This is a genomic window from Nocardioides houyundeii (assembly GCF_002865585.1).
GTDB classification, from domain to species: domain Bacteria; phylum Actinomycetota; class Actinomycetes; order Propionibacteriales; family Nocardioidaceae; genus Nocardioides; species Nocardioides houyundeii.
Window position 1 is genome coordinate 2,007,892 of the sequence record NZ_CP025581.1, and the last position, 20,413, is coordinate 2,028,304.

General features: G+C 71.9%; 21 protein-coding genes and 1 pseudogene. 8 read left to right on the forward strand and 14 right to left on the reverse strand.

Going from position 1 to position 20,413, the window contains the following annotated elements; translation table 11 throughout:
* Window positions 1–40 precede the first annotated feature (40 nt).
* Window positions 41–1,114: a galactokinase gene (locus C0R66_RS09630; protein WP_158647980.1), complete on the forward strand. Its 1,074-nt coding sequence runs from the start codon at window positions 41–43 to the stop codon at window positions 1,112–1,114.
* Here the strand turns inward: C0R66_RS09630 and C0R66_RS09635 are convergent.
* On the reverse strand, window positions 1,083–2,540 hold the full coding sequence (locus C0R66_RS09635) for a pyridoxal phosphate-dependent decarboxylase family protein (protein WP_199286628.1): 1,458 nt from the start codon (window positions 2,538–2,540) through the stop codon (window positions 1,083–1,085). The genes C0R66_RS09630 and C0R66_RS09635 overlap by 32 nt on opposite strands.
* A gap of 27 nt (window positions 2,541–2,567) precedes the next feature.
* Window positions 2,568–3,185, reverse strand: a complete 618-nt coding sequence (locus tag C0R66_RS09640) for a hypothetical protein (protein ID WP_101524508.1) — start codon at window positions 3,183–3,185, stop codon at window positions 2,568–2,570.
* A gap of 127 nt (window positions 3,186–3,312) precedes the next feature.
* Between C0R66_RS09640 and C0R66_RS09645 the strand changes: the two genes are divergently transcribed.
* Window positions 3,313–3,600, forward strand: a complete 288-nt coding sequence (locus tag C0R66_RS09645) for a YiaA/YiaB family inner membrane protein (protein WP_101524509.1) — start codon at window positions 3,313–3,315, stop codon at window positions 3,598–3,600.
* A 56-nt stretch (window positions 3,601–3,656) separates the two neighbouring features.
* On the opposite strand, the gene C0R66_RS09650 is transcribed toward C0R66_RS09645, so the two are convergent.
* Both C0R66_RS09650 and C0R66_RS09655 read right to left on the reverse strand, forming a co-directional pair.
* Complete coding sequence (locus C0R66_RS09650; RefSeq protein WP_101524510.1) at window positions 3,657–4,868, reverse strand: acyl-CoA dehydrogenase family protein; 1,212 nt, start codon at window positions 4,866–4,868, stop codon at window positions 3,657–3,659.
* Between the two features lie 16 nt (window positions 4,869–4,884).
* On the reverse strand, window positions 4,885–6,237 hold the full coding sequence (locus tag C0R66_RS09655) for an acyl-CoA dehydrogenase family protein (RefSeq protein WP_101524511.1): 1,353 nt from the start codon (window positions 6,235–6,237) through the stop codon (window positions 4,885–4,887).
* A gap of 87 nt (window positions 6,238–6,324) precedes the next feature.
* Here C0R66_RS09655 and def point away from each other — a divergent pair, with 87 nt between their 5' ends.
* On the forward strand, window positions 6,325–6,924 hold the full coding sequence (gene def / locus C0R66_RS09660) for a peptide deformylase (protein WP_101524512.1): 600 nt from the start codon (window positions 6,325–6,327) through the stop codon (window positions 6,922–6,924).
* 62 nt (window positions 6,925–6,986) lie between these two features.
* Complete coding sequence (locus C0R66_RS09665; RefSeq protein WP_158647981.1) at window positions 6,987–8,327, forward strand: HTTM domain-containing protein; 1,341 nt, start codon at window positions 6,987–6,989, stop codon at window positions 8,325–8,327.
* A gap of 9 nt (window positions 8,328–8,336) precedes the next feature.
* Here the strand turns inward: C0R66_RS09665 and C0R66_RS09670 are convergent, their stop codons facing one another.
* Both C0R66_RS09670 and cobA read right to left on the reverse strand, forming a co-directional pair.
* Window positions 8,337–9,155: a TrmH family RNA methyltransferase gene (locus tag C0R66_RS09670; protein WP_101524514.1), complete on the reverse strand. Its 819-nt coding sequence runs from the start codon at window positions 9,153–9,155 to the stop codon at window positions 8,337–8,339.
* Between the two features lie 5 nt (window positions 9,156–9,160).
* Window positions 9,161–10,387: a uroporphyrinogen-III C-methyltransferase gene (gene cobA / locus C0R66_RS09675; protein ID WP_101524515.1), complete on the reverse strand. Its 1,227-nt coding sequence runs from the start codon at window positions 10,385–10,387 to the stop codon at window positions 9,161–9,163.
* 54 nt (window positions 10,388–10,441) lie between these two features.
* Between cobA and C0R66_RS09680 the strand changes: the two are divergent.
* Window positions 10,442–10,962, forward strand: a pseudogene (locus tag C0R66_RS09680) (YbhB/YbcL family Raf kinase inhibitor-like protein).
* Between the two features lie 19 nt (window positions 10,963–10,981).
* Here C0R66_RS09680 and C0R66_RS09685 read toward each other — a convergent pair.
* Together C0R66_RS09685 and C0R66_RS09690 are read right to left on the reverse strand one after the other, a co-directional pair.
* Window positions 10,982–11,599, reverse strand: coding sequence for an FMN reductase (locus C0R66_RS09685; RefSeq protein ID WP_101524516.1), 618 nt, complete (start codon window positions 11,597–11,599; stop codon window positions 10,982–10,984).
* Window positions 11,596–12,693 carry an LLM class flavin-dependent oxidoreductase gene (locus tag C0R66_RS09690; protein ID WP_101524517.1) on the reverse strand — a complete coding sequence of 366 codons (1,098 nt, stop codon included), beginning with the start codon at window positions 12,691–12,693 and terminating at the stop codon, window positions 11,596–11,598. Before C0R66_RS09690 ends, C0R66_RS09685 begins: the two co-directional genes overlap by 4 nt.
* A 135-nt stretch (window positions 12,694–12,828) precedes the next feature.
* Here C0R66_RS09690 and C0R66_RS09695 point away from each other — a divergent pair, with 135 nt between their 5' ends.
* Entirely contained in the window at window positions 12,829–13,788 is a 960-nt protein-coding gene (locus tag C0R66_RS09695; RefSeq protein WP_101524518.1) for an alpha/beta hydrolase, read from the forward strand.
* A gap of 27 nt (window positions 13,789–13,815) precedes the next feature.
* Here the strand turns inward: C0R66_RS09695 and C0R66_RS09700 are convergent, their stop codons facing one another.
* From C0R66_RS09700 to C0R66_RS09715, 4 genes are all read right to left on the reverse strand, one after another.
* Entirely contained in the window at window positions 13,816–14,577 is a 762-nt protein-coding gene (locus C0R66_RS09700) for a sulfite exporter TauE/SafE family protein (protein ID WP_101526169.1), read from the reverse strand.
* Window positions 14,577–15,665 (reverse strand): SPFH domain-containing protein, encoded by a 1,089-nt coding sequence (locus C0R66_RS09705; protein ID WP_101524519.1) that lies wholly within the window; start codon window positions 15,663–15,665, stop codon window positions 14,577–14,579. The genes C0R66_RS09700 and C0R66_RS09705 overlap by 1 nt, the downstream gene beginning before the upstream one ends.
* A gap of 31 nt (window positions 15,666–15,696) precedes the next feature.
* The gene (locus tag C0R66_RS09710) at window positions 15,697–16,158 is read right to left on the reverse strand and encodes an NfeD family protein (protein WP_101524520.1); all 462 of its coding nucleotides are present in this window, start codon (window positions 16,156–16,158) and stop codon (window positions 15,697–15,699) included.
* Window positions 16,159–16,240: 82 nt separating this feature from the next.
* Window positions 16,241–17,041 carry an ABC transporter ATP-binding protein gene (locus C0R66_RS09715; protein WP_101524521.1) on the reverse strand — a complete coding sequence of 267 codons (801 nt, stop codon included), beginning with the start codon at window positions 17,039–17,041 and terminating at the stop codon, window positions 16,241–16,243.
* Window positions 17,042–17,093: 52 nt separating this feature from the next.
* Between C0R66_RS09715 and C0R66_RS09720 the strand changes: the two genes are divergently transcribed.
* Entirely contained in the window at window positions 17,094–17,837 is a 744-nt protein-coding gene (locus tag C0R66_RS09720; RefSeq protein ID WP_101524522.1) for a hypothetical protein, read from the forward strand.
* 47 nt (window positions 17,838–17,884) lie between these two features.
* Window positions 17,885–19,099, forward strand: a complete 1,215-nt coding sequence (gene serB, locus C0R66_RS09725; RefSeq protein WP_101524523.1) for a phosphoserine phosphatase SerB — start codon at window positions 17,885–17,887, stop codon at window positions 19,097–19,099.
* Window positions 19,100–19,112: 13 nt separating this feature from the next.
* Here the strand turns inward: serB and C0R66_RS09730 are convergent, their stop codons facing one another.
* Together C0R66_RS09730 and C0R66_RS09735 are read right to left on the reverse strand one after the other, a co-directional pair.
* Window positions 19,113–19,904, reverse strand: coding sequence for a putative protein N(5)-glutamine methyltransferase (locus C0R66_RS09730; protein WP_101524524.1), 792 nt, complete (start codon window positions 19,902–19,904; stop codon window positions 19,113–19,115).
* Window positions 19,888–20,403, reverse strand: a complete 516-nt coding sequence (locus C0R66_RS09735) for a SixA phosphatase family protein (RefSeq protein WP_240311703.1) — start codon at window positions 20,401–20,403, stop codon at window positions 19,888–19,890. The genes C0R66_RS09730 and C0R66_RS09735 overlap by 17 nt, the downstream gene beginning before the upstream one ends.
* Window positions 20,404–20,413 lie beyond the last annotated feature (10 nt).

Sequence of the window (20,413 nt, forward strand, 5' to 3'; positions counted from 1 at the left end):
CAACCTACCCGGAGCTCGGGCGCCTCCTAGGCTGATGCCCGTGCAGCTGATCCCCGGCGAGGACCTCACCGCCCACGTGCGCGAGGCCTTCGTCGCCGTATTCGGCCACCAGCCAGCGGCCGTGGCCAAGGCGCCGGGCCGGGTGAACCTGATCGGCGAGCACACCGACTACCACGGCGGCCTCTGCCTGCCGATCGCGCTCCCGCACGCCACCTGGGCCGCCGTCCGTGGCCGTGACGACACGGCGGTGCGCCTGGTCAGCACCTGGGGCGGAGAGTGGCACGGCACCCTGGGCGAGCGCCCGGAGGGCTGGGCCTCCTACGTCCTGGGGGCACTGCGCGCCATCGGTCATCGCGGCGGTCTGGAGGTCCTGGTGGACAGCACCGTCCCGGTAGGGGCAGGTCTCTCCAGCTCCGCTGCCCTGATCTGCGCGGTGGCCCTCGCCACCTCCTCGGCGCCGGTGGAGGAGCTGGTGGCGCCCTGCGTCCGGGCCGAGTCCGAGGAGGTCGGTGCTCCCACGGGAGGTCTGGACCAGACCGTCGCCCTGCTCGGGGCTGCGGGCCACGCGCTGCTCCTGGACTTCGCCTCCGGCGCCAGGCAGCAGGTGCCCTGGGAGCCCGGGCGGGCCGGACTGGAGCTGCTGGTCGTCGACACCCGCACCCGGCACGAGCACGCGGCCGGGGGCTATGCCGACCGACGCCGGGAGAGTGAGAAGGCGCTGGCTGCGCGGGCCGACGAGCTCTCCCCGCTGCACCACCGCAGGCTGCGCCACGTGGTCTCGGAGAACGCCCGGGTCTCCGCCCTGGTGGCCGCCCTCCACGGCGGCGACTGGCCCCGGGTCGGCGCCCTGATGACCGCCTCGCACGAGAGCCTGCGCCACGACTTCGAGGTCTCCTGCGCCGAGCTCGACGTGGTGGTCGACACTGCCCTGGCCCACGGCGCGCTGGGCGCCCGGATGACCGGCGGCGGGTTCGGCGGTTGTGCGATCGTGCTCTGCCCCGTCAGCCTGCGGGACGCCGCGCTGGCCGGGATCTCCACGGCGTACGCCGGACATGGCTGGCCGCAGCCCGCCGCGCTGCTGGCTACGGCGTCGGCGGCGGCGACCCGGCTGTGACCTCGTCGGCCAGGGCCGCGATCGCCGCCCACGTGCGGTCGACGTCCTGCTGGGTGGTGCGCCAGCCGCCGACCGCCAGGCGCATCGCGGCGAGTCCCTCCACGCGGGTGTGGCTCAGGTAGGCGACGCCGCCCTGGTTGAGGGACTCCATCACGGCCACGGTCGCCTCGTCGCCGGCCCGCAGCCGGAACACCACCAGCCCCAGCACGGGCTCGGTGACCAGCTCGAACCGTTCGTCGGCGCTCACCCGGTCGGCGAACCGCCGGGCGAGCTCGACGCCGGAGCGGATGTGCTGCTGCAGCCCGGTGATGCCGTAGGTGCGCAGCACGGCCCAGAGCTTGACCGCGCGGAAGCGTCGGCCCAGCTGGGGGTGCCAGTCGCGCAGGTCGACCACCGCCCCGGAGTCGGTCGCGGGGTTGCGCAGGTACTCAGGAAGCAGCGACAGCGCCCCCAGCAGCTGGGTCCGGTCGCGCACCCAGAAGGCGCTGCAGTCGAAGGTGGTGAGCAGCCACTTGTGAGGGTTCGTGACGAAGGAGTCCGCATGCTCGGGCACTCCTGCAGTGGCGTCCCGGTGCTCGGGACACACCGCGGCCACGCCGGCCCAGGCGGCATCGACGTGCAGCCACAGGCCGTGCTCGCGGGCCACCGCGCCGATGGCCGCGACGTCGTCGAAGGCACCGGTCGAGGTGGTGCCGGCGGCGGCCTGCACGAGCACCGGCCGCAGCCCGGCAGCGACGTCGGACTCCACGGCCTCACGGAGCGCGGCGACGTCCATGGCCTGGGTGCGCGGATCGACGGGGACGAAGCGGAGCGACTGCTCCCCCAGCCCGCTCATGATCACCGCCTTGTCCAGGGAGGAGTGAGCCTGGCTGGAGGCATAGACGCGCAGGTCGCTCGTCACCCCCTCAGCACGGACCCGGCCGCCGGTGGCACGGTGCAGGGCACAGATCAGGGCGGTGAAGGTGGCGGTGGACGCGGTGTCCTGGATCACGCCACCTCCTGGTCCGCTCGAGCAGAACTCCTCCGGCAGTCCCAACGCGCGGGCGAGCCAGTCCAGCACCACCTGCTCGACCTCGGTCAGGGCCGGGCTGGTGGCCCAGAGCATCCCTTGGGCGCCCAGCCCCGAGGAGATGAGGTCACCGAGGACCGCCGCGGGAGAGCTGTTGGCCGGGAAGTAGGCGAAGAACCGTGGGTGCTGCCAGTGCGTGATCCCGGGCAGGACCACCTGGTCGAGGTCGGCCAGCAGCGCGCCGAAGGGCTCGGGGTCCTGCGGCGCCCGGTCCGGGAGCAGTGCGGCGATCTCGCCCGGCGCCACCTGGGATCGCACGGGCAGGTCGTCCAGCCGGTCCCAGTAGTCCGCGATCCAGTCGATCACCGCGTGGCCCTGCTGCCGGAACTCCTCGGGGGTCATGTGTGCGCCGGACATGGGTGACAACCTAGACGCAGCTCCCGATCAGGGGGCGGTGCGCTGGGGGGGACGCAGACCTGTGTCCCGCAGCTCCAGCTCGGCCAGCCGGCGTACCACCTCCGGCTCGTTGCGTCGCCAGGCGCCCGCCGGGTCGTCACTGATCCTGCCCAGCACGTGCATCGGCTGACGCGCCAGGGCCCGGAGCGCGAAGAGATCGAGGTCGTAGCCGGAGTCGATGAAGCGGGCCCCCGCGGTGGCCTCCCGGGCGAAGCGCCAGCGCAGCGGCAGGTAGAACGCTGCGACCACCAGGATGGGGATCGCGGCCAGGGACAGGCCCAGCCAGAAGGCCAGCCGCTCCACAGCGCTGACGGTGGACCTCCCCGCGCCGGCCAGGTCGTCCGAGGCCGCCGCGGCCCGGTCGAACGGGTCCGCCACCTCGTCCCCGACCAAGGGGATGTCGTCGAGCCGGCCGCCGGCGTCCCGGAGCCCCGAGGCGATCCCGGAGGCGGACTCGGCGGTCTGGCGGCCGGGCTCGGCCAGTGCCATGGTGCCGTCGTGGACGGCCATGCCGACCCATACCCAGGTGAGGAGCCATCCGATGACGAGCAGGTCCCCGACCAGCTGACGAGTACGACGTCCGGCGGTGTCGGCATAGATCTTCATGCGCCCATCCGACCAGTTCCCGCCGCGCCTGGCGAGCGGCACGCACCATCACTGGGCCTGGGTACTCACTCCGGATTGCGTAGCCGCCCGGATCCCGGGCCCGAGCCACCGGGAGAGTCTTGGCGGCATGAGCAATCCGACCACTGCCCGCAACACCAACGCCTTCTTCCTCCAGGCCGGCATCTCCTTCGGAGTCGCCCTCCTGACGATGATCGTCGGCATCCTCTACCTGCCGGTCGATCCCTGGGTCCGCGCCTTCCTCGGCATGGGCACCGTCTTCCTCACGACCTCCTGCTTCACGCTCGCCAAGTGCGTGCGGGACGCGCAGGAGACCCAGAGCGTGGTGAGTCGTCTCGACCAGGCTCGGGTGGAGAAGATCCTGGCCGACCACGACCCGTTCAACGCCGTCGCCTGAACCCAAGTCACCCGGCCGCTGGTGCAGCCCAGCGGCCGGGCGACAAGCGTGCGGAGCTACTTAAGCTCGGCGCTGGAGAGACCGAGCACGCGGCGGGCCACGATGAGCTGCTGGATCTGCTGGGTGCCCTCGAAGATGTCGAGGATCTTGGAGTCCCGTCCCCACTTCTCCAGCAGCTCGGTCTCGCTGTAGCCCAGCGTGCCGGCGAGCTCGACGCAGGAGAGAGTGATGTCGGAGCCCACTCGGCCCGCCTTGGCCTTGGCCATCGAGGCCTCGAGCGAGTTGGGCTTCTTGTTGTCCGCCATCCAGGCGGCCTGCAGCGCCAGCATCTGGGCGCCCTCGAGGTCGGCCTCCATCTGGAGGAACTTCGCCGCGGCCGCGCTCTGCACCAGCGCGGGCCGGTCGTAGTCGATGACCACTCCGGCCTGCTCCAACAGGTCCCGGGTCAGGTCCAGGGCCGCGCGGGCGCACCCGATGGCCATCGCGGCCACCAGAGGGCGAGTGTTGTCGAAGGTCGCCATGGCGCCTCCGAACCCGGCCTTCACGTCGATGTCCGGAGAGCCGAGCAGGTTCTCCGCGGGAACGCGACAGTCGGTGAAGGTGATCACGGCGGTGTCGGAGGCGCGGATGCCGAGCTTGTGCTCGAGCCGCTCCACCTTCATGCCGGGCGTGCCCTTCTCCACCACGAAGGACTTGATGGCGGCCCGGCCCAGGGACTTGTCCAGCGAGGCCCACACCACGACGGCGTCCGCTCGCTCCCCGGCGGTGACGAAGATCTTCTCGCCGTTGATGACGTAGTGGTCCCCGTCCAGGATGGCGGTGGTGGTCAGGGCTGCGGAGTCGGAGCCCATCCCGGGCTCGGTGATCGCCATCGCCGCCCAGGTCCCCCTGAACCGCTGCTGCTGCTCGGCGTCGGCGACCGAGGCGATCGCCGCGTTGCCCAGCCCCTGGCGGGGCATGCTCAGCAGCAGGGCGGTGTCGCCCCAGCACATCTCCGCCACCGAGAGGATCGAGGCGATGTTGGCGCCGTTGCGCACCGAGCCGTCGTCGGACTTCCGCTCCTTGATCACCGGGGCAGCACCGGCGCCCTCGGCAGTGCCGGACTCCGACAGGCCGTCGATCATCGCGGCCAGCATGTCGAGCTCCTTGGGGTAGGAGTGCTCGGCGCGGTCGTACTTGCGGGAGATGGGCCGCAGCATGTTCATCGCGACCTGATGTGCCTGGTCGACCAGCGTGCGGTGCTTCTTGGGCGTCTCGAGATTGATCATGTCGTGTGCCCCGTCCTCAGACGAGGACGCCTCCTTCCATCACGCCCAGGGCCCGGAGGTCGCGGTACCACCGCTCCACGGGGTGCTCCTTGACGAAGCCGTGTCCCCCGAGCAGCTGGACGCCGTCGAGGCCGATCTGCATGCCCTTGTCCGTGCAGAGACGGCGCGCCAGCGCCACCTCCCGGGCGAAGTCCTTGCCCTGCGCGGCTCGCGCCGCCGCCTTCCAGGTGACCAGACGCATCGCCTGGAGCTCGATCGCGATGTTGGCGACCATGAACGCCACCGACTGGCGGTGGGCCACCGGTTCGCCGAAGGCCTCCCGCTCCTTCACGTAGGGGGTGACGTAGTCGAGCACGGCTTGTCCGGTGCCGACCGCCAGGGCGCACCAGGCGAGCCGGGAGAGCCGCACGCACTCGGTGTACGACGACCCGTCGGCCTCGCCGAGCAGCTGGGCGGGGGTTTCGTCGAGAGTGAGCCGCGTCAGCCCAGCGGCCCGCACTCCCATCGAGGGATCCGCCTCGACACGCAGCCCTGCTGCGGTGGACTCCACCAGGAAGAGGGCGGGAGCGCCCTCGAGCATGGCGCCCACGACGAAGAGCTCGGCCTCGGCGCCGCGCACCACGGCCGACTTGCAGCCCGTCAGCGTGTACCCGTCCAGGGTCGGGGTGGCTGCGGTCGCCGGGGCGAGGGCGTCGTAGAGCACCGTCGGCTCGGCGAGGGCGAGGGCCGCCGCGGGAACGTCGTCGCCGGTGAAGGCCGGCAGGTAGGTCTGCTGCTGCTCGTCGTCGCCCCACAGCGAGATGGCGGTGGCGACCGCACCCGGCGCCAGGGTGGCGACAGCGAGGCCCATGTCTCCGTGGGCCAGCGCCTCTGCCACGAGCGCGCCCGCCACGGCGGAGCGCTCCTCGAAGATCCCACCGAGCGCCTCCGGGACACCCAGGGTCGGCAGACCGATCTCCAGGCTCGACCTCAGCACCTCCTCGGGGGCGGCACAGGTCTCGTTGGACTCGCCGGCGGCCGGTCGCAGCACCTCGGCAGCGAGCTCCCGCACCACGTCGACGAGCATCTCCTCGTCCTCGGTCGGGGTGAGGTCGAAGACCTCCCCCGGGCGCGCGGTCGCCACCCGGACGCCGTCCTGCTTCTTGCCCCGACGGGCGAAGGTCCGGCCCGCGGCGGCCGCGACCTGGAACCCGCTGCGGGTGGCGGTGTAGACCGCCTGCTCCGTCGTCCGGCGAAGGCCGACGCGGTCCAGCAGGTCGCTCTGGGCCAGCCGGTTGAGCGCTGCGACGGCGTATCCGATGGGGGCGCGGGTCTCCCAGGAGGCGAGCCCGTGCTTGCCCCGGGAGGTGAGGCTGGTGATGGTTGCCATGCGCCATAATGTAACTCGCAGTTACACAAACTGCCACGGTGTGGTGTGTGATGCAGGTCACATCATGCCTCTCCGTAGGATCGCGGCATGGCAGAGACCGTCCACGCGCCCTACGGCCCCCTCCCCGAGGGGGGCACCGTCCGCCCGATCACGCGCTGGGGCACGCCGGTGATGCACCGGCCCCAGCAGCGGGTCACCGAGTTCGACGCAGGCCTCCGGGCCCTCGCGGCCGACATGGTGGCCACCATGTACGCCGCTGACGGCGTGGGACTGGCCGCCTGCCAGATCGGGGAGGACGTCGCCATGTTCGTCTTCGACTGCCCCGACGAGCGCGGCGTGCGCACGGTCGGCGTGGTCTGCAACCCCGCCGTCACCCTGCCGGACCTCAAGGACCGGCACCTCGACGAGGACGACGAGGGCTGCCTCTCGTTCCCCGGTGCGTTCGTCGAGTGCGCACGGCCCGACTGGGCCCGGGTCGACGGGGTGGGGCTCGACGGTGAGCCGGTGTCGTTCGAGGGCGACGGACTGCTGGCCAGGTGCCTGCAGCACGAGACCGACCACACCCTGGGGATGGTCTTCGGGGACCGCCTCGCCAACCGCCAGCGCAAGAAGCTCAACAAGGCCCACCAGGCCGCCGCGTCCGACTACCCGCTGGAGTGGCCGGCCACCGGGAGCTCGGCGGTCTAGGAGTCCTCGCGGGATTCGGCAATACCCAGCGGGGGCGCCTCCTCGCCGCGAGCATGGGGCACGTGGATCTGCGACAGAGGGTGTTCGCGCGCCTGTGGGGTGTCGCCGCCCTGGCCCACATCGCGGGAAACCCCGCCTACGGGGGCCTGATCCCCTCCGCCGAGCCGGTCGGCGTGCTGCTGGCCCTCCTCGGCCTGGTGGCCACCGGGGTCATCCTGAGACCCGGACGCGCGGCCGTCCTGGTGCTGATGGTCCTGGTAGTGCTCAGCGCACTGGCGGAGGCCCCGGTGCTCGGCAACCACTGGCTCCTGGCGGCCCTCCTCGCCCTCGCCTACCTGCTCACCGGCGGCGCCTGGCACCGGTTCGAGCCCGCGGCCCGCGCGGGACTGCTGGTCTTCTACTCGTTCGCCGCGTTCGCCAAGCTCAACACCGGCTTCCTCGACCCGGTCACCAGCTGCGGGGTCTTCCACCTCGACCAGGCGATCGGCGCCGTGGGCCTGGCGCCGGTCGACCCGGGCTCGGTGCCGGCACTGCTCGCGGTCTGGGGTCCCGCCGTCATCGAGCTGTCGGTGCCGGTGCTGCTCCTGCTGCGACCGACCCGACGAGTCGGGGTGCTGGTGGCGGTCGGCTTCCACACCGCGCTCTCCTTCGACCCGGCACAGCACTTCTACGACTTCACCGCGGTGCTGCTGCCGCTCTTCCTGCTGTTCCTCGACGACGCGACCTTCGTGCGGATCGACCGGTGGGGCCGGGCCGGCGCGGGTCGGGCCCGGAGCTGGCTGCGGGCCGCGGTGCTCGTGGTGGGGGTGACCACCACCACGGCCAGCGTGCTGCCAGCGAGCCGAGGATCCGCGGCGTGGCTCGAGTCCGGCTCGTTCCTGTGGTGGACCGGCTACGTCGCACTGGTCTTCTTCGCCATGGTGGGACCGGGACGCGTGGCCCGGCTCTCCTGGCGCGTGGGCCCGGCCGGGGTGGCGCTGGCGGTCCTGGTGGCTGCCAACGGCCTCTCGCCGTACCTCGAGGTCAAGTCCGCCTACGGCTGGAACATGTACTCCAACCTGGTCGTGGTCGACGGGACCTCCAACCACCTGCTGGTGCCCGCCTGGCCGCTGCGCGCCGGGCACCAGGACCTGGTGCGGGTGCTGGCCACCGACGACCCCGGGCTGGCCAGCTACGTGCGCGAGGACTATCTCCTGCCCTGGCCGACCTTCCGGACCTACCTGACGAACCGACCCGACTCCTCGGTCAGCTATCGACGCGCCGCCGAGACCGTGGTGGTGGACCGGGTGGGCGACAGCGACCTCGGGGCTCCCGTCCCCTGGTGGTGGCGATGGCTGCCCCTGCGGTCGGTGCACCGCACCGCCCCGGCGACCTGCCAGGACGCGTTCCTCCCGGCCCTGTGACTGGGGCCTTCAGCGGTGCGCGCCCGGGCGGCGCGCGGCCACGTAGCACGCCACCGCCGTCGCGGCGGCCACGTTGAGGGAGTCGATGCCCTCACGCATCTCGATGATGGCTCTGCGGTCCGCGCTCGCCTGCCACCGCGCCGAGAGGCCCGGGCCCTCCGAGCCGAGCACGAGAGCCAGCCGGTCCACGTCGGCGACCGCCTGCTCGATCGGCGTCGCATCGGGCGCCAGGGTCAGCGCCACCGTGGTGAAGCCGGCTGTGGTCAAGGTGGGCAGGGCTTCGGCCCAGTCGGGCAGGCGGGTCCACGGCATCGTGAAGACCGCGCCCATGGCGACCTTGATCGACCTGCGGTACAGCGGGTCCGCGCAGCGCGGGGACAGCAGCACCGCGTCGAACCCCAGTGCGGCTCCGGACCGGAAGATGGCCCCGACGTTGGTGTGGTCCACCACGTCCTCGAGCACCAGCACGGACCGTGCCCCGGTCAGCACCTGCTCCAGCGGGGCCAGCGGCTGACGCTGCAGGGAGGCCAATGCGCCCCGGTGCACGTGGAAGCCGGTGACCTCCTCGGCCAGGTCCTCGCTCAGCACGTAGCAGGGGGCCTCGGTGGTCGCCAGCACCTCGGCGAGGCCGTCGAGCCACCGCGGCGCCATCAGGAACGAGCGAGGGGCGAAGCCGGCCTCGACCGCCCGGCGTACCACCTTCTCCCCCTCGGCGATGAACAGCCCGTGCTCGGCCTCCAGGCTCTTGCGCAGCTGCACGTCCCGGAGGTCGCGGTAGTCGCCCAGTCGGGGATCGTCGGGGTCGGAGATCTCGATCAGCTGGGCCACGAGGCTCAGTCTGCCAAGACCCGGTAGCGCTCCGGATGGGCGACCCGGACCACGTCTCCCACGACGATGATGGCCGGCGGACGTACCTGGTGGCTGGCCAGGTCCTGGGTCAGCTCGCCCAGCGTGGACAGGACGGTGCGCTCGCCGGGCATCGTGCCCTCCATGATCACCGCGACCGGGGTCTCGGCCCTCCGGCCACCCAGCAGCAGCTCCTCGGCGATGGCTGGCGCGTTCTCCACCGCCATCAGCAGCACCACGGTGCCGCGCATCCGCGCCACGGCCGACCACTCGACCAGGGAGTCGGGGTGTCCGGGCGGGAGGTGACCGGAGATCACCGTGAACTCGTGGGCCACGCCCCGATGGGTGACGGGGATCTGGGAGACGCCGGGGACGGAGATGGAGGAGGAGAGCCCCGGGATCACCGTGACCGGCACCCCGGCCTCGCGGCAGGCGAGCAGCTCCTCGTATCCCCGGCCGAACACGAAGTTGTCCCCGCCCTTGAAGCGCACCACCCGCTTGCCCTGGCGTGCCCGGTCGATCAGGAGCTGGTTGATCTGCTCCTGGAGAGCGCTGCGCCCGCGGGGCAGCTTGGCCACGTCGATGAGCTCGACGTCAGGTCCGAGCTGACCGAGCAGCGTGCGCGGTGCCAACCGGTCTGCGACCACCACGTCCGCCGAGGCCAGCGCGTGCCGCGCCGCGACGGTCACGAGCTCGGGGTCGCCGGGCCCACCGCCGACCAGCACCACACCAGGGGTGCGGTCCAGGGCACCGGCCGTCGTGAGCTGGCCGTCGCGCAGGGCGGTGATGATGTCGTCCCGCAGGGAGGCCGACTGGCGGGGCTCGCGGTTGCCGAGAACCGCCACCGTCACCGACCCGTGGCGCCCGACCGCCGGGGTCCAGGCCGTGGCGGCCGTGGCGTCATCACTGCGGACGCAGAAGATCCGCCGTTCCTCCGCAGCCTCGGAGATCTGCTCATTGGCCTCGGGGTCGTTGGTGGCGGCGACCACGTACCAGGCGCCGTCGAGGTCCGAGGGCCGAAAGCGCCGCAGCTCGAGCGTGATCTCGCCGGCCATCCCCTCGATCGCGGGCGTCACCTGGGGGGAGACCACCAGCACGTCGGCTCCGGCTGCGAGCAGGGAGGGGACGCGGCGCTGGGCGACGTGTCCGCCTCCCGCCACGACCACTCGTCGGCCGGCCAGGCGCAGTCCGGTGGGATACGGGGGGAAGTCCATCACCGCACCATTGTCCCTGCCCCCGCTGACCGACCCGTCGCTAGAGTCCGACCCATGAGCATCGAGCGACCGATCGCCCCCAACCCGTACGACTACCTACCTGCCGTGCCGAGCTTCACCCTCACCAGCGCCGACGTCACCGACGGCGCCCCCCTCCTCGACGACCAGGTGGCCCACCTGGGCAACACCTCTCCGCAGCTGAGCTGGGAGGGAGCGCCCGAGGGCACCCGGTCGTTCGTGGTCACCGCGTTCGATCCCGACGCGCCCACCCCGTCAGGCTTCTGGCACTGGTCGCTGGTCGACCTCCCGGCGTCGACGACCTCCCTGCAGCGCGGGCAGCCGCGGGCAAGCTCCCGGGCGACGCGTTCCACCTGCGCAACGACACCGGGGAGCAGGGGTTCACCGGCGCCGCGCCGCCGGAGGGCGACCACCCCCACCGCTACTTCTTCGTCGTGCACGCCGTCGGCGAGGAGAGCCTGGGCATCGACGACACCGCGACCCCGGCGGTGATGAGCTTCAACCTGGCCTTCAAGACCCTGGGTCGGGCCATCATCCACGGCACCTACCAGCGCTGACCCGACCCGGCCGACCCGGTCACGGGCGTGAGAGCAGCTCCGAGAACGGGGTCGGGTCGGCCAGCTCGTCCTCGACGCTGCGCAGGCGCGGTGCCGGACGAGGCAGCTCGGCGCCCAGCATCGCGACCAGCTCGGCAGCAGCCCGCTCGACTCGCGCGGACAGGGCCGGGTCGCCGCCGAAGTCCTCGGTCGCCGCGAAGACCGCCGTGGGCACCGTGATCGCCCGGAGGTAGGAGAACAGCGGACGCACGGCGTGCTCCAGCACCAGCGAGTGCCGGGCCGTTCCTGCGGTCGCTCCCATCAGGACCGGCTTGCCGAGCAGCGTCTCCGGCTCGAGGACGTCGAAGAAGGTCTTGAACAGTCCGGAGAACGAGGCCGAGAAGACCGGCGTGACCGCGATCAGCGCGTCGGCGGAGCGCACCCGCTCCACGGCGTCGGCGAGCTCCCCCGACGGGAAGCCCGTCAGCAGGTTGTCCGCCAGGGCGTGCGCCAGGGCACGCAGCTCGATCACGCTCACCCGGGGCGCCTCCCCGGCGTCGGAGAGCCGCCGTACGGTGGCGTCCCTCAGCTGGTCGGCCAGCAGCCGGGTCGAGGAGGGCACATGGAGCCCGGCGGTGACGACGACGAGGTTGCTCATGCCGTCACCTCCGTGCTCTGCGACGCGGCGGCGGACACCAGCGACGCGTGGGTGGGTGCCTCGGGGACGTGCGCGGGCCGCAGTGCGGCGAACTCCTTGCGCAGCACCGGCACCACCTCCTCGCCGAGCAGGTCCAGCTGCTCCAGCACCGTCTTGAGCGGCAGTCCCGCGTGGTCCATGAGCCACAGCTGGCGCTGGTAGTCGCCGGCGTACTCCCGGAAGCCGAGCGTCCGTTCGATCACCTGCTGCGGCGACCCGACGGTCAGCGGCGTGGCACTGCTGAACTCCTCCAGCGAGGGGCCGTGACCGTAGACCGGAGCGTTGTCGAAGTACGGCCGGAACTCGTTGACCGCGTCCTGGCTGTTGCGGCGCATGAACACCTGGCCCCCCAGGCCGACGATGGCCTGGTCCGCGGTGCCGTGACCGTAGTGCTCGAACCGGCGACGGTAGAGCCGGATCATCTGTGCGGTGTGGGACGCGGGCCAGAAGATGTGGTTGGAGAAGAACCCGTCGCCGTAGAACGCCGCCTGCTCGGCGATCTCCGGACTGCGGATCGACCCGTGCCAGACGAAGGGCGGCACACCGTCGAGCGGCCGAGGGGTGGAGGTGAACCCCTGGAGCGGGGTGCGGTGCTTGCCCTGCCAGCTCACCACGTCCTCGCGCCACAACCGGTGCAGCAGCGCGTAGTTCTCCACGGCGAGCTCGATGCCGTCGCGGATGTCCCGACCGAACCACGGATACACCGGACCGGTGTTGCCACGGCCCAGCATCAGGTCCATCCGGCCGTCCGCGAGGTGCTGCAGCTGGGCGTAGTCCTCCGCGATCCGCACCGGGTCCGTGGTGGTGATCAGGGTGGTCGAGGTGGACAGGATCAGCCGCTCGGTCTGAGCCGCCACGAAGGCCATGGTGGTGGTGGGCGACGACGCCGCGAAGGGAGGGTTGTGGTGCTGACCGAACGCCATCACGTCCAGGCCCACCTCTTCGGCCTTGCGGGCGATGGCGACGGTGGCCTTGATCCGCTCGTGCTCGGTGGGAGTGCGTCCCGTGGTGGGATCGGTGGTGACGTCTCCGACGGTGAAGATCCCGAACTGCATGACCGCTCCCCTTTGGTTGAAGACACAACTACACGCAGAACCCCGGCGTACGGCGTCCTATTCCTCGCCGGTACGTCGTCCACCGATCCCCCACACCTGAACGCGGCGGCCCTGGCGGCTGCGAGAATCAATGTCATGCCCATCGACGAGTCCTCCAGCGACGACGTGCTCGGAGCGCCGTACACGGCCGAGACCATCCAGCTCCCGGGCGACGAGGAGGGAGCGGTGGTCGCGACCCTGGTCCGGCGACCGACCCACGGGCCCACCAACTGCGCCGTGCTGCACGTCCACGGCTTCGCCGACTACTTCTTCCACACCGAGTACGCCGAGTGGTGGACGGAGCGGGGCTACACCTTCTACGCCCTCGACCTGCGCAAGTACGGCCGGTCCATCCGCCCGCACCAGACCCCGAACTACGTCACCGACCTGCACGAGTACTTCCCCGAGATCGACGAGGCGTGGCGTCGGATCACCGAGCGCGACGGCCACGAGGCGGTGGTGGGCAGCGCGCACTCCACGGGCGGGCTCACCCTGCCGCTCTGGGCCGACGAGAGACGCTCCCCGCTCTCCGGCCTGGTGCTCAACTCCCCCTGGTTCGAGCTGCAGGGACCGTGGTGGCTGCGCACGGTGGGGACCACGGTGCTGCAGCAGGTCGCCGCGATGGCCCCCCGGCAGGTCATCCCCCGCACGGTGCGTGGGTTCTACGGCGAGTCGCTGCACTCCGAGCTCGGTGGGGAGTGGGACTACGACCTTGCCTGGAAGCCCGTCGAGTCCTGGCCGATGCGCGCCGGCTGGATCTCCGCCATCCGCGCCGGCCATGCCGCTCTGCACCGCGGCCTCGACCTGAGCTGTCCGTCGCTGGTGCTCTCCTCGGCCCGCTCCGCCCAGCCCCACGAGATGAGCGAGGAGGTGACCAGCAGCGACATCGTCCTCGACGTGGAGCAGATCCGTCGCTGGGCGCCGGCGCTGGGCCGCCACGTCACGAGCGTGGCACTGGAGGGGGCCATCCACGACGTGGTGCTCTCCCGGGCCGAGGTGCGCCGGGAGGTCTACTCCACCCTGGACCGGTGGCTCGCCGCGTTCGTGGAGGCCTGAGGAGGCCGACGATCGGCGCCGATCAGCTCAGCGCGCGACGAAGAAGACCAGGGCGGTGAGCCCCACCACCACGATCGCCAGCCGGAGCGCCTTGTCGGGGAGCCGGCGCCCCACCCTGGCTCCCAGCAGCCCGCCGATCACCGAGCCGGTGGCGATCAGGAGCACCACCTGCCAGTCCACGTCGGCCACCACCACGAAGATGAGGCCGGAGACTCCGTTCACCAGGGCCGCCAGCACGTTCTTCACGCCGTTGAGCCGTTGCAGCGTCTCGGGGATGCCGATCCCCATGACCGCCATCAGCAGCACGCCCTGGGCGGCCCCGAAGTAGCCGCCGTACACCCCCGTGGCCGCCACGGCAGGCCAGACCCAGACCGCACCGTGCTCGGGTAGTCCGCCGAGATGGGCGTGACGTCGCGCCACGGCAGCCGAGACCCGAGGGCCGGCGACGACCAGGACGACCCCCAGGAGGATCAGCACCGGCACGATCGACTCGAAGGCCGAAGCGGGCAGCACCAGAAGCAGGGCGGCCCCCACGGTGCCACCCAGCAGCGAGGCGACCGCCAGCCGGGCGACCCGGCCGCGTTGTCCCGACAGCTCGGCGCGGTAGCCCAAGGCACCGGCGAGCGAGCCGGGCACCAGGCCGATGGTGTTGGAGACGTTCGCGGTCACCGGGGGCACTCCGAACGCCAGCAGGGTCGGGAACGTGATGAGCGTTCCCGACCCCACGATCGCGTTGATGGCTCCAGCGCCCACGCCCGCCAGCAAGACGACGGCCGCTTCCCAGAGCATCACGGGGCTGGCGTGTCCCCCCCGGTGCCGTCCGGCACCTGCGAGACCTGCTTCGCCTCGGCGATGGCCTCCTCGACGGCCTTGCTGGCCGAGGACTGGCCCATCTCGGCCGAGGACCGCGGCAGCTGCGGCTCGGAGGGGCCCATGTCCACCCGCTTGGTGGGGGTGGCGTCGCGCGGGATGCCGGCCATGTCGGTCATGGTCGAGCCCAGTCCCTCGAGGGCCTTGCCGATCTCGGACGGGACGATCCACACCTTGTTGGCGTCACCCTCGGCGATCTTGGGCATCATCTGGAGGTACTGGTAGGCCAGCAGCGACTGGTCGGGCCGGCCGTCGTGGATGGCCTGGAAGACCGTCTGGATGGCCTGGCCCTCACCCTGGGCGCGCAGGATCTGCGCCTCCCGGTCGGCCTGGGCTCGCAGGATCTGCGACTCCCGGTCGCCCTCGGCGGAGAGGATCGCGGCCTGCTTGGAGCCCTCGGCGGTGAGGATGGCCGACTGCCGCTGGCCCTCCGCGGTCAGGATGGCCGCACGCTTGTCGCGGTCGGCACGCATCTGCTTCTCCATGGAGTCCTTGATTGAGGGCGGCGGGTCGATGCCCTTGAGCTCGACCCGGTTCACCCGGATCCCCCAGCGTCCGGTCGCCTCGTCCAGCACCCCTCGCAGACCGGTGTTGATCGAGTCGCGGCTGGTCAGCGTCTCCTCCAGGTCCATCCCACCCACGATGTTGCGCAGCGTGGTCATGGTCAGCTGCTCGATGGCCTGGATGTAGTTGGCGATCTCGTAGGTGGCCGCCACCGGGTCGGTGACCTGGAAGTAGATGACGGTGTCGATGGAGACGACGAGGTTGTCCTCGGTGATCACCGGCTGCGGCGGGAAGCTCACCACCTGCTCCCGGAGGTCGATGAGGTAGCGGACCCGGTCGATGAACGGGACCACGATGTTGAGTCCGGCCGGGAGCGACTGCTTGTACTTGCCGAACCGTTCGACGATCCCGGCACGGGCCTGCGGGACGATGCGCAACGTCTTGGCCATCACGACGATGACGAAGATCAACAACAGCGCCAGCAGGACGAGGAATGCCTCCACTGCGCCTCCTTACTGATGGTGGATGGGTGAATCAGGGCTCGAGTCGCGCGACGGGGTACACGACGGCGGTGGCGCCGCGGATCTCCAGCACCTCGACCGTCTCGCCCGCGGGGATGGTGGCGGTGTCGTCGTAGGGCTGGGCGGTCCAGATCTCACCGGCCAGCTTGATCCGTCCGACCGTGAGCCCCGAGATCTCCTCGGTCACGAGTGCCTGCTTGCCGACCAGCTTGCCGTGGCCCAGCTGCAGCTCCGGGCCGGAGTGCAGACGCTTGACCATGGAGGGCCGGGCCAAGGTCAACGCGGCCAGGGAGGCGGCGGCGGCGGCGATCACCTGGACGGCGACGTGGAGGTCCAGCGCGGCCGCGACCATGCCGACCAGGGCGCCGGCTGCCAACATGGCCAGCACCAGGTCCAGGCTGAACATCTCGGCCACGCCCAGGACCACGGCGATGCCCAGCCAGGTCTCCCACGCGTGGTCACGGAACCATTCCATGCCCGGAGCCTATCCCGAAGGGGTGTGACGAACCCCGCAGGTCGCGCCCCTGCCGCGAGGTGAGGTGGTGCCGCGTGCGGGGTCAGAGCACGCGACGCGCCGGTCGGCGCCGCGCCGCGTAGCGCCCGTCGGCGACCGTGAGAGACAACGGCATCCCGAAAGTCTCCGAGAGCGCCTCCTCGGTCACCACGCGGTCCAGCGGTCCCTGGGCCACCACCCTGCCCTCGCGGAGCATCAGGGCGTGGGTGAACCCGGGCGGGATCTCCTCGACGTGGTGGGAGACCAGCACCGTTGCCGGGGAGTCTGGATCCATGGCCAGGCTGGAGAGGGTGGAGACCAGGTCCTCGCGGCCACCCAGGTCGAGACCCGCGGCCGGCTCGTCGAGCAGCAGCAGCTCCGGGTCCGTCATCAGGGCCCGGGCGATCTGGACCCGCTTGCGCTCACCCTCGCTGAGGGTGCCGAAGGTGCGCATCGCCAGGTGCTCGGCGCCGACCTCGGCGAGCAGTCCGGCGGCCCGGTCGTGGTCCAGCTCGTCGTAGGACTCACGCCAGCGGCCCACCACGCCGTACGACGCGGAGACCACGACGTCGCGGACCAGCTCGTCGCGGGGAATCCGGTCGGCGATCGCGGCGCTGGTCAGCCCGATCCGCGGCCGCAGCTCGAAGACGTCCACGGTGCCCAGCACCTCGTCCAGGATCCCCACCACACCTGAGGTGGGATGGATCTGGGCGGCCGCAACCTGCAGCAGGGTGGTCTTCCCGGCGCCGTTCGGGCCCAGCAGCACCCAGCGCTCGTCGTCGTCGACGGACCAGGACACCTCCTGCAGCAAGGTGGTCCGGCCTCGGCGCACGGTGACGTCGGCGAACTCCAGCACGGCGCTCATGCCCTCACCCTATCCAGGCCCTCATCCGGGTCCGTGGGTAGCCTCAACGAGCGTGAACAGTTCTCTGCCCGAGGCCGCGGCTCTCGCCTGGTGGGGCACCGCCTGGCTGCGCGGTGCCGTCGTGACCGACCTCGTCCTCGACGAGGTGGTGGGTCCGCAGGACGTCCACACCGTGCTGCTCGGCGGCACCCCGGCCCCGGAGCAGTCCCCCGCAGGCCTGCTCGACCTCCTGCTGGCCCTGCGGCGGGCCGGTGCCAGGTCTCTCGGGCTCGCCCTGCCGATCGAGGGGGACCCGCTGGGTCTGGGCGGCCCGGTGGACTTCAACGCCGAGGCGCTCGAGGCGGGCCAGGCCGTGGTCTCCCCCGACGCCGAGCTCGGGGCCGTCCCTCATCGGGTGGGACGCGGGGTGACCTGGGTGCTGGGGTCGGCGCGCCGACGCAGCATCCCCGACGTCGGGGAGGCGGACCGCGGGCTGCGGGCCGCGGTGCTGGACGCCGCGACAAGGCTGGCAGCCCTCGACGTGGCGAGCTGGCGGCCCGAGGCGGCCGACGCCCTGATGAACCTGCGGCACCTGCCGCACGTGCAGGCACCACCGGGGACGCCGCCGCGGTGCGTGGAGCTGGCCGCACGCGCCGTCCAGGCGCAGGAGATCGTGGCCCTGGCGACGCAGGACCACGGGGCGGCGGTCACCGCCGCCCAGATGGTCCAGCGGGAGGAGGCACTGCTGGGTCTGGAACGGGCCGCCCGCCGGGCGCTGGTGGCCTCCTGCTCCCCCGAGGTGTGGCCCGAGAGTTGATCCTGTGCGTCGCGGCCTCACCTCACCGCAGTAGCCTCAGCGGTGCCATGGACGAGACTGACCCCAAGACCCTGCTGATCACCCTCACCGGCAAGGACCGACCCGGGGTGACGGCCGCGGTCTTCTCCCGGCTCGCCGCGGCCGGCGTCGAGGTCCTCGACATCGAGCAGATCGTGCTGCGCGGCCGGCTGGTGCTGGGGGTCCTGGTCAACGCTCCCCGTGACTGGAAGCGGTTGCGCGACGCAGTCACCGAGACCGCGTCGGGGCTCGGCATGCAGGTCGACGTGGACCGGGGGGTGGGCGACAACAAGGTCCGCGCCGTCGGGCGCAGCCACGTCACGGTGATCGGATCGCCCTTGCGGGCCGCGGCCATGGCCGCCATCGCCGGCCGGATCGCCGACTGCGGCGCCAACATCGACCGGATCGAGCGGATGGCGCGCTACCCGGTCACCGCCATCGACCTGCACGTCTCCGGCGTCGCGCCGGTGGAGCTGCGCCGCGTGCTGGCCACCGAGGCCGCGGCACAGGCGGTGGACATCGCCGTCCAGCCGGCCAACCTGCTGCGGCGCGGCATGCGGCTCATCGTGATGGACGTCGACTCCACCCTGGTCCAGGGCGAGGTGATCGAGATGCTCGCCGCGCACGCAGGCGCGGAGGCGGAGGTCGCTCGGATCACCGAGGCCGCCATGCGCGGGGAGCTGGACTTCGAGCAGTCCCTGCGGCACCGGGTGGCGCTGCTCGAGGGTCTGCCGGCCAGCGCGCTGGACGAGGTGTACGACGCCCTGGTCCTGGCCCCGGGTGCGCGCACCATGGTCCGGACGCTGCGTCGCCTCGGGTACCGCTTCGCCCTCGTCTCGGGCGGGTTCAGCCAGATCACCGACCGTCTGGCGGCGGACCTGAGCATCGACTTCGCACGCGCCAACGAGCTGGAGATCATCGACGGCCGGCTCACCGGCGGCATCGTCGGGCCGGTCGTGGACCGCGCAGGCAAGGCGAGCGCCCTGCGCGAGTTCGCCGCCGCCGTGGGAGTGCCGCAGGCGGCCGTCATCGCGATCGGTGACGGCGCGAACGACCTCGACATGCTCGACGCCGCCGGGCTGGGCATCGCCTACAACGCCAAGCCGATGGTGCGCGACGCTGCGGACACTGCCGTCAACGTGCCCTACCTCGACGCGATCGTGTACCTGCTCGGCATCTCCCGTGAGGAGGTCGAGGCGGCGGACGCCGAGGTCGGCATCATCACTCCCGCTCCCCCGCTCTGAGACGAGCCGCAGGTCAGCGCACCGATCTGCGGCCCACGACGCAGGTTCCGGAGACCTCGTCGTCCGTGACGATCTCGGCCGCGAACCCGCGCCACAGCATCCGAGCAGCCGTGGCCTCTGCCTGGGTGCGGCTGGCCTCGACGACCACCACCCCCGCAGGCGCGAGCAGCCGGGTGGCCGCAGCCACCACCCGGTCCTGCATCCGGGTGCCGTCGGGTCCTCCGTCCAGGGCGATCAGCGGCTCGTGGTCGCGGGCGTCCACCGGCATCAGGTCGATCTGCCCCGACGGCACGTAGGGGGCGTTGGCGACCACGACATCCACCCTCCCCGCCAGGGCGGTCGGCAGGCCCGACTCCATGTCACCCTGGTGGACCTGACCCCCGCGGGGCTCCAGGTTCTCCCGAGCACAGGCCACCGCACGCTCGTCGATGTCCGAGGCATGCACGGTCGCGTCCGCGCGGCCCCCTGCGACAGCGGCCGCCAGGGCGCCGGCGCCGCAGCACAGCTCGACCAGGACGCCGTGCCGGGGCAGGTGCGCCAGGGCCTGCTCGAGCAGGAGGACCGAGCGACGGCGCGGCACGAAGACCCCCGGGCCCACCGCGATCCGGAGCCCGGCGAACTCCGCCCATCCCAGGATGTGCTCGAGGGGCTCGCCCGCCATCCGGTCGAGCACCGCGAGCTCGAGCTCGGGTCCGGTGAACTGCGCCAGCAGCAGATCGGCCTCCTCCTCCGCGAAGACGCAGCCCGCCGTCCGAAGCCGGTCGGTCACTGCGTCCCGATCGAGCCAGTCAGGGTCGACCGACATGGAACCCCTCCACGCGTGCCGTCCCGAGCTCCAGCTCGTCCCAGCCGCCGTCCAGCGCGAACAGGGTCAGCGACGCGGTCGGGAATCCCCCGGCCATCCGGGCCAACACGTCCGGGTCACCGGTGCCGTCTGAGAGCAGCTGGGCCAGGTAGGACACCGTCGGGTTGTGCCCGAGCACGAGCGCCGTCCGTGCGGCCGCGGGGAACTCCCTGATCAGGTCCATGGCCGATTCCGGCCCGGCGGCGTAGAGCGCCTCCTGCAGGTCGGGCCGTACCGTCCAACCGGCCGCGGCGCTGACCGCCTGCCAGGTGTCCCGGGTCCGCACCGCGGCGGAGACCAGGGCGTGGTCGGGCACGAACCCGCGCTCGGCGAGCCAGCGCCCTGCCTCGCCCGCATCCTCGCGTCCCCGCTCGGTCAGGGCGCGCTCGAGGTCACTGCTACCGACCGCCTCCGCCTTGGCGTGACGCATCACAACGAGGAGTCGGGTGTCCTTCTGCACTGGGTCACTC

Bases quoted from the DNA above. Each gene is read 5' to 3' on its own strand.
- C0R66_RS09635 (WP_199286628.1), bottom strand. From the start codon at position 2,540: ATGTCCGGCGCACACATGACCCCCGAGGAGTTCCGGCAGCAGGGCCAC.
- C0R66_RS09640 (WP_101524508.1), bottom strand. From the start codon at position 3,185: ATGAAGATCTATGCCGACACCGCCGGACGTCGTACTCGTCAGCTGGTC.
- C0R66_RS09645 (WP_101524509.1), top strand. From the start codon at position 3,313: ATGAGCAATCCGACCACTGCCCGCAACACCAACGCCTTCTTCCTCCAG.
- C0R66_RS09650 (WP_101524510.1), bottom strand. From the start codon at position 4,868: ATGATCAATCTCGAGACGCCCAAGAAGCACCGCACGCTGGTCGACCAG.
- C0R66_RS09655 (WP_101524511.1), bottom strand. From the start codon at position 6,237: ATGGCAACCATCACCAGCCTCACCTCCCGGGGCAAGCACGGGCTCGCC.
- def (WP_101524512.1), top strand. From the start codon at position 6,325: ATGGCAGAGACCGTCCACGCGCCCTACGGCCCCCTCCCCGAGGGGGGC.
- cobA (WP_101524515.1), bottom strand. From the start codon at position 10,387: ATGGACTTCCCCCCGTATCCCACCGGACTGCGCCTGGCCGGCCGACGA.
- C0R66_RS09685 (WP_101524516.1), bottom strand. From the start codon at position 11,599: ATGAGCAACCTCGTCGTCGTCACCGCCGGGCTCCATGTGCCCTCCTCG.
- C0R66_RS09690 (WP_101524517.1), bottom strand. From the start codon at position 12,693: ATGCAGTTCGGGATCTTCACCGTCGGAGACGTCACCACCGATCCCACC.
- C0R66_RS09695 (WP_101524518.1), top strand. From the start codon at position 12,829: ATGCCCATCGACGAGTCCTCCAGCGACGACGTGCTCGGAGCGCCGTAC.
- C0R66_RS09700 (WP_101526169.1), bottom strand. From the start codon at position 14,577: ATGCTCTGGGAAGCGGCCGTCGTCTTGCTGGCGGGCGTGGGCGCTGGA.
- C0R66_RS09710 (WP_101524520.1), bottom strand. From the start codon at position 16,158: ATGGAATGGTTCCGTGACCACGCGTGGGAGACCTGGCTGGGCATCGCC.
- C0R66_RS09715 (WP_101524521.1), bottom strand. From the start codon at position 17,041: ATGAGCGCCGTGCTGGAGTTCGCCGACGTCACCGTGCGCCGAGGCCGG.
- serB (WP_101524523.1), top strand. From the start codon at position 17,885: ATGGACGAGACTGACCCCAAGACCCTGCTGATCACCCTCACCGGCAAG.
- C0R66_RS09730 (WP_101524524.1), bottom strand. From the start codon at position 19,904: ATGTCGGTCGACCCTGACTGGCTCGATCGGGACGCAGTGACCGACCGG.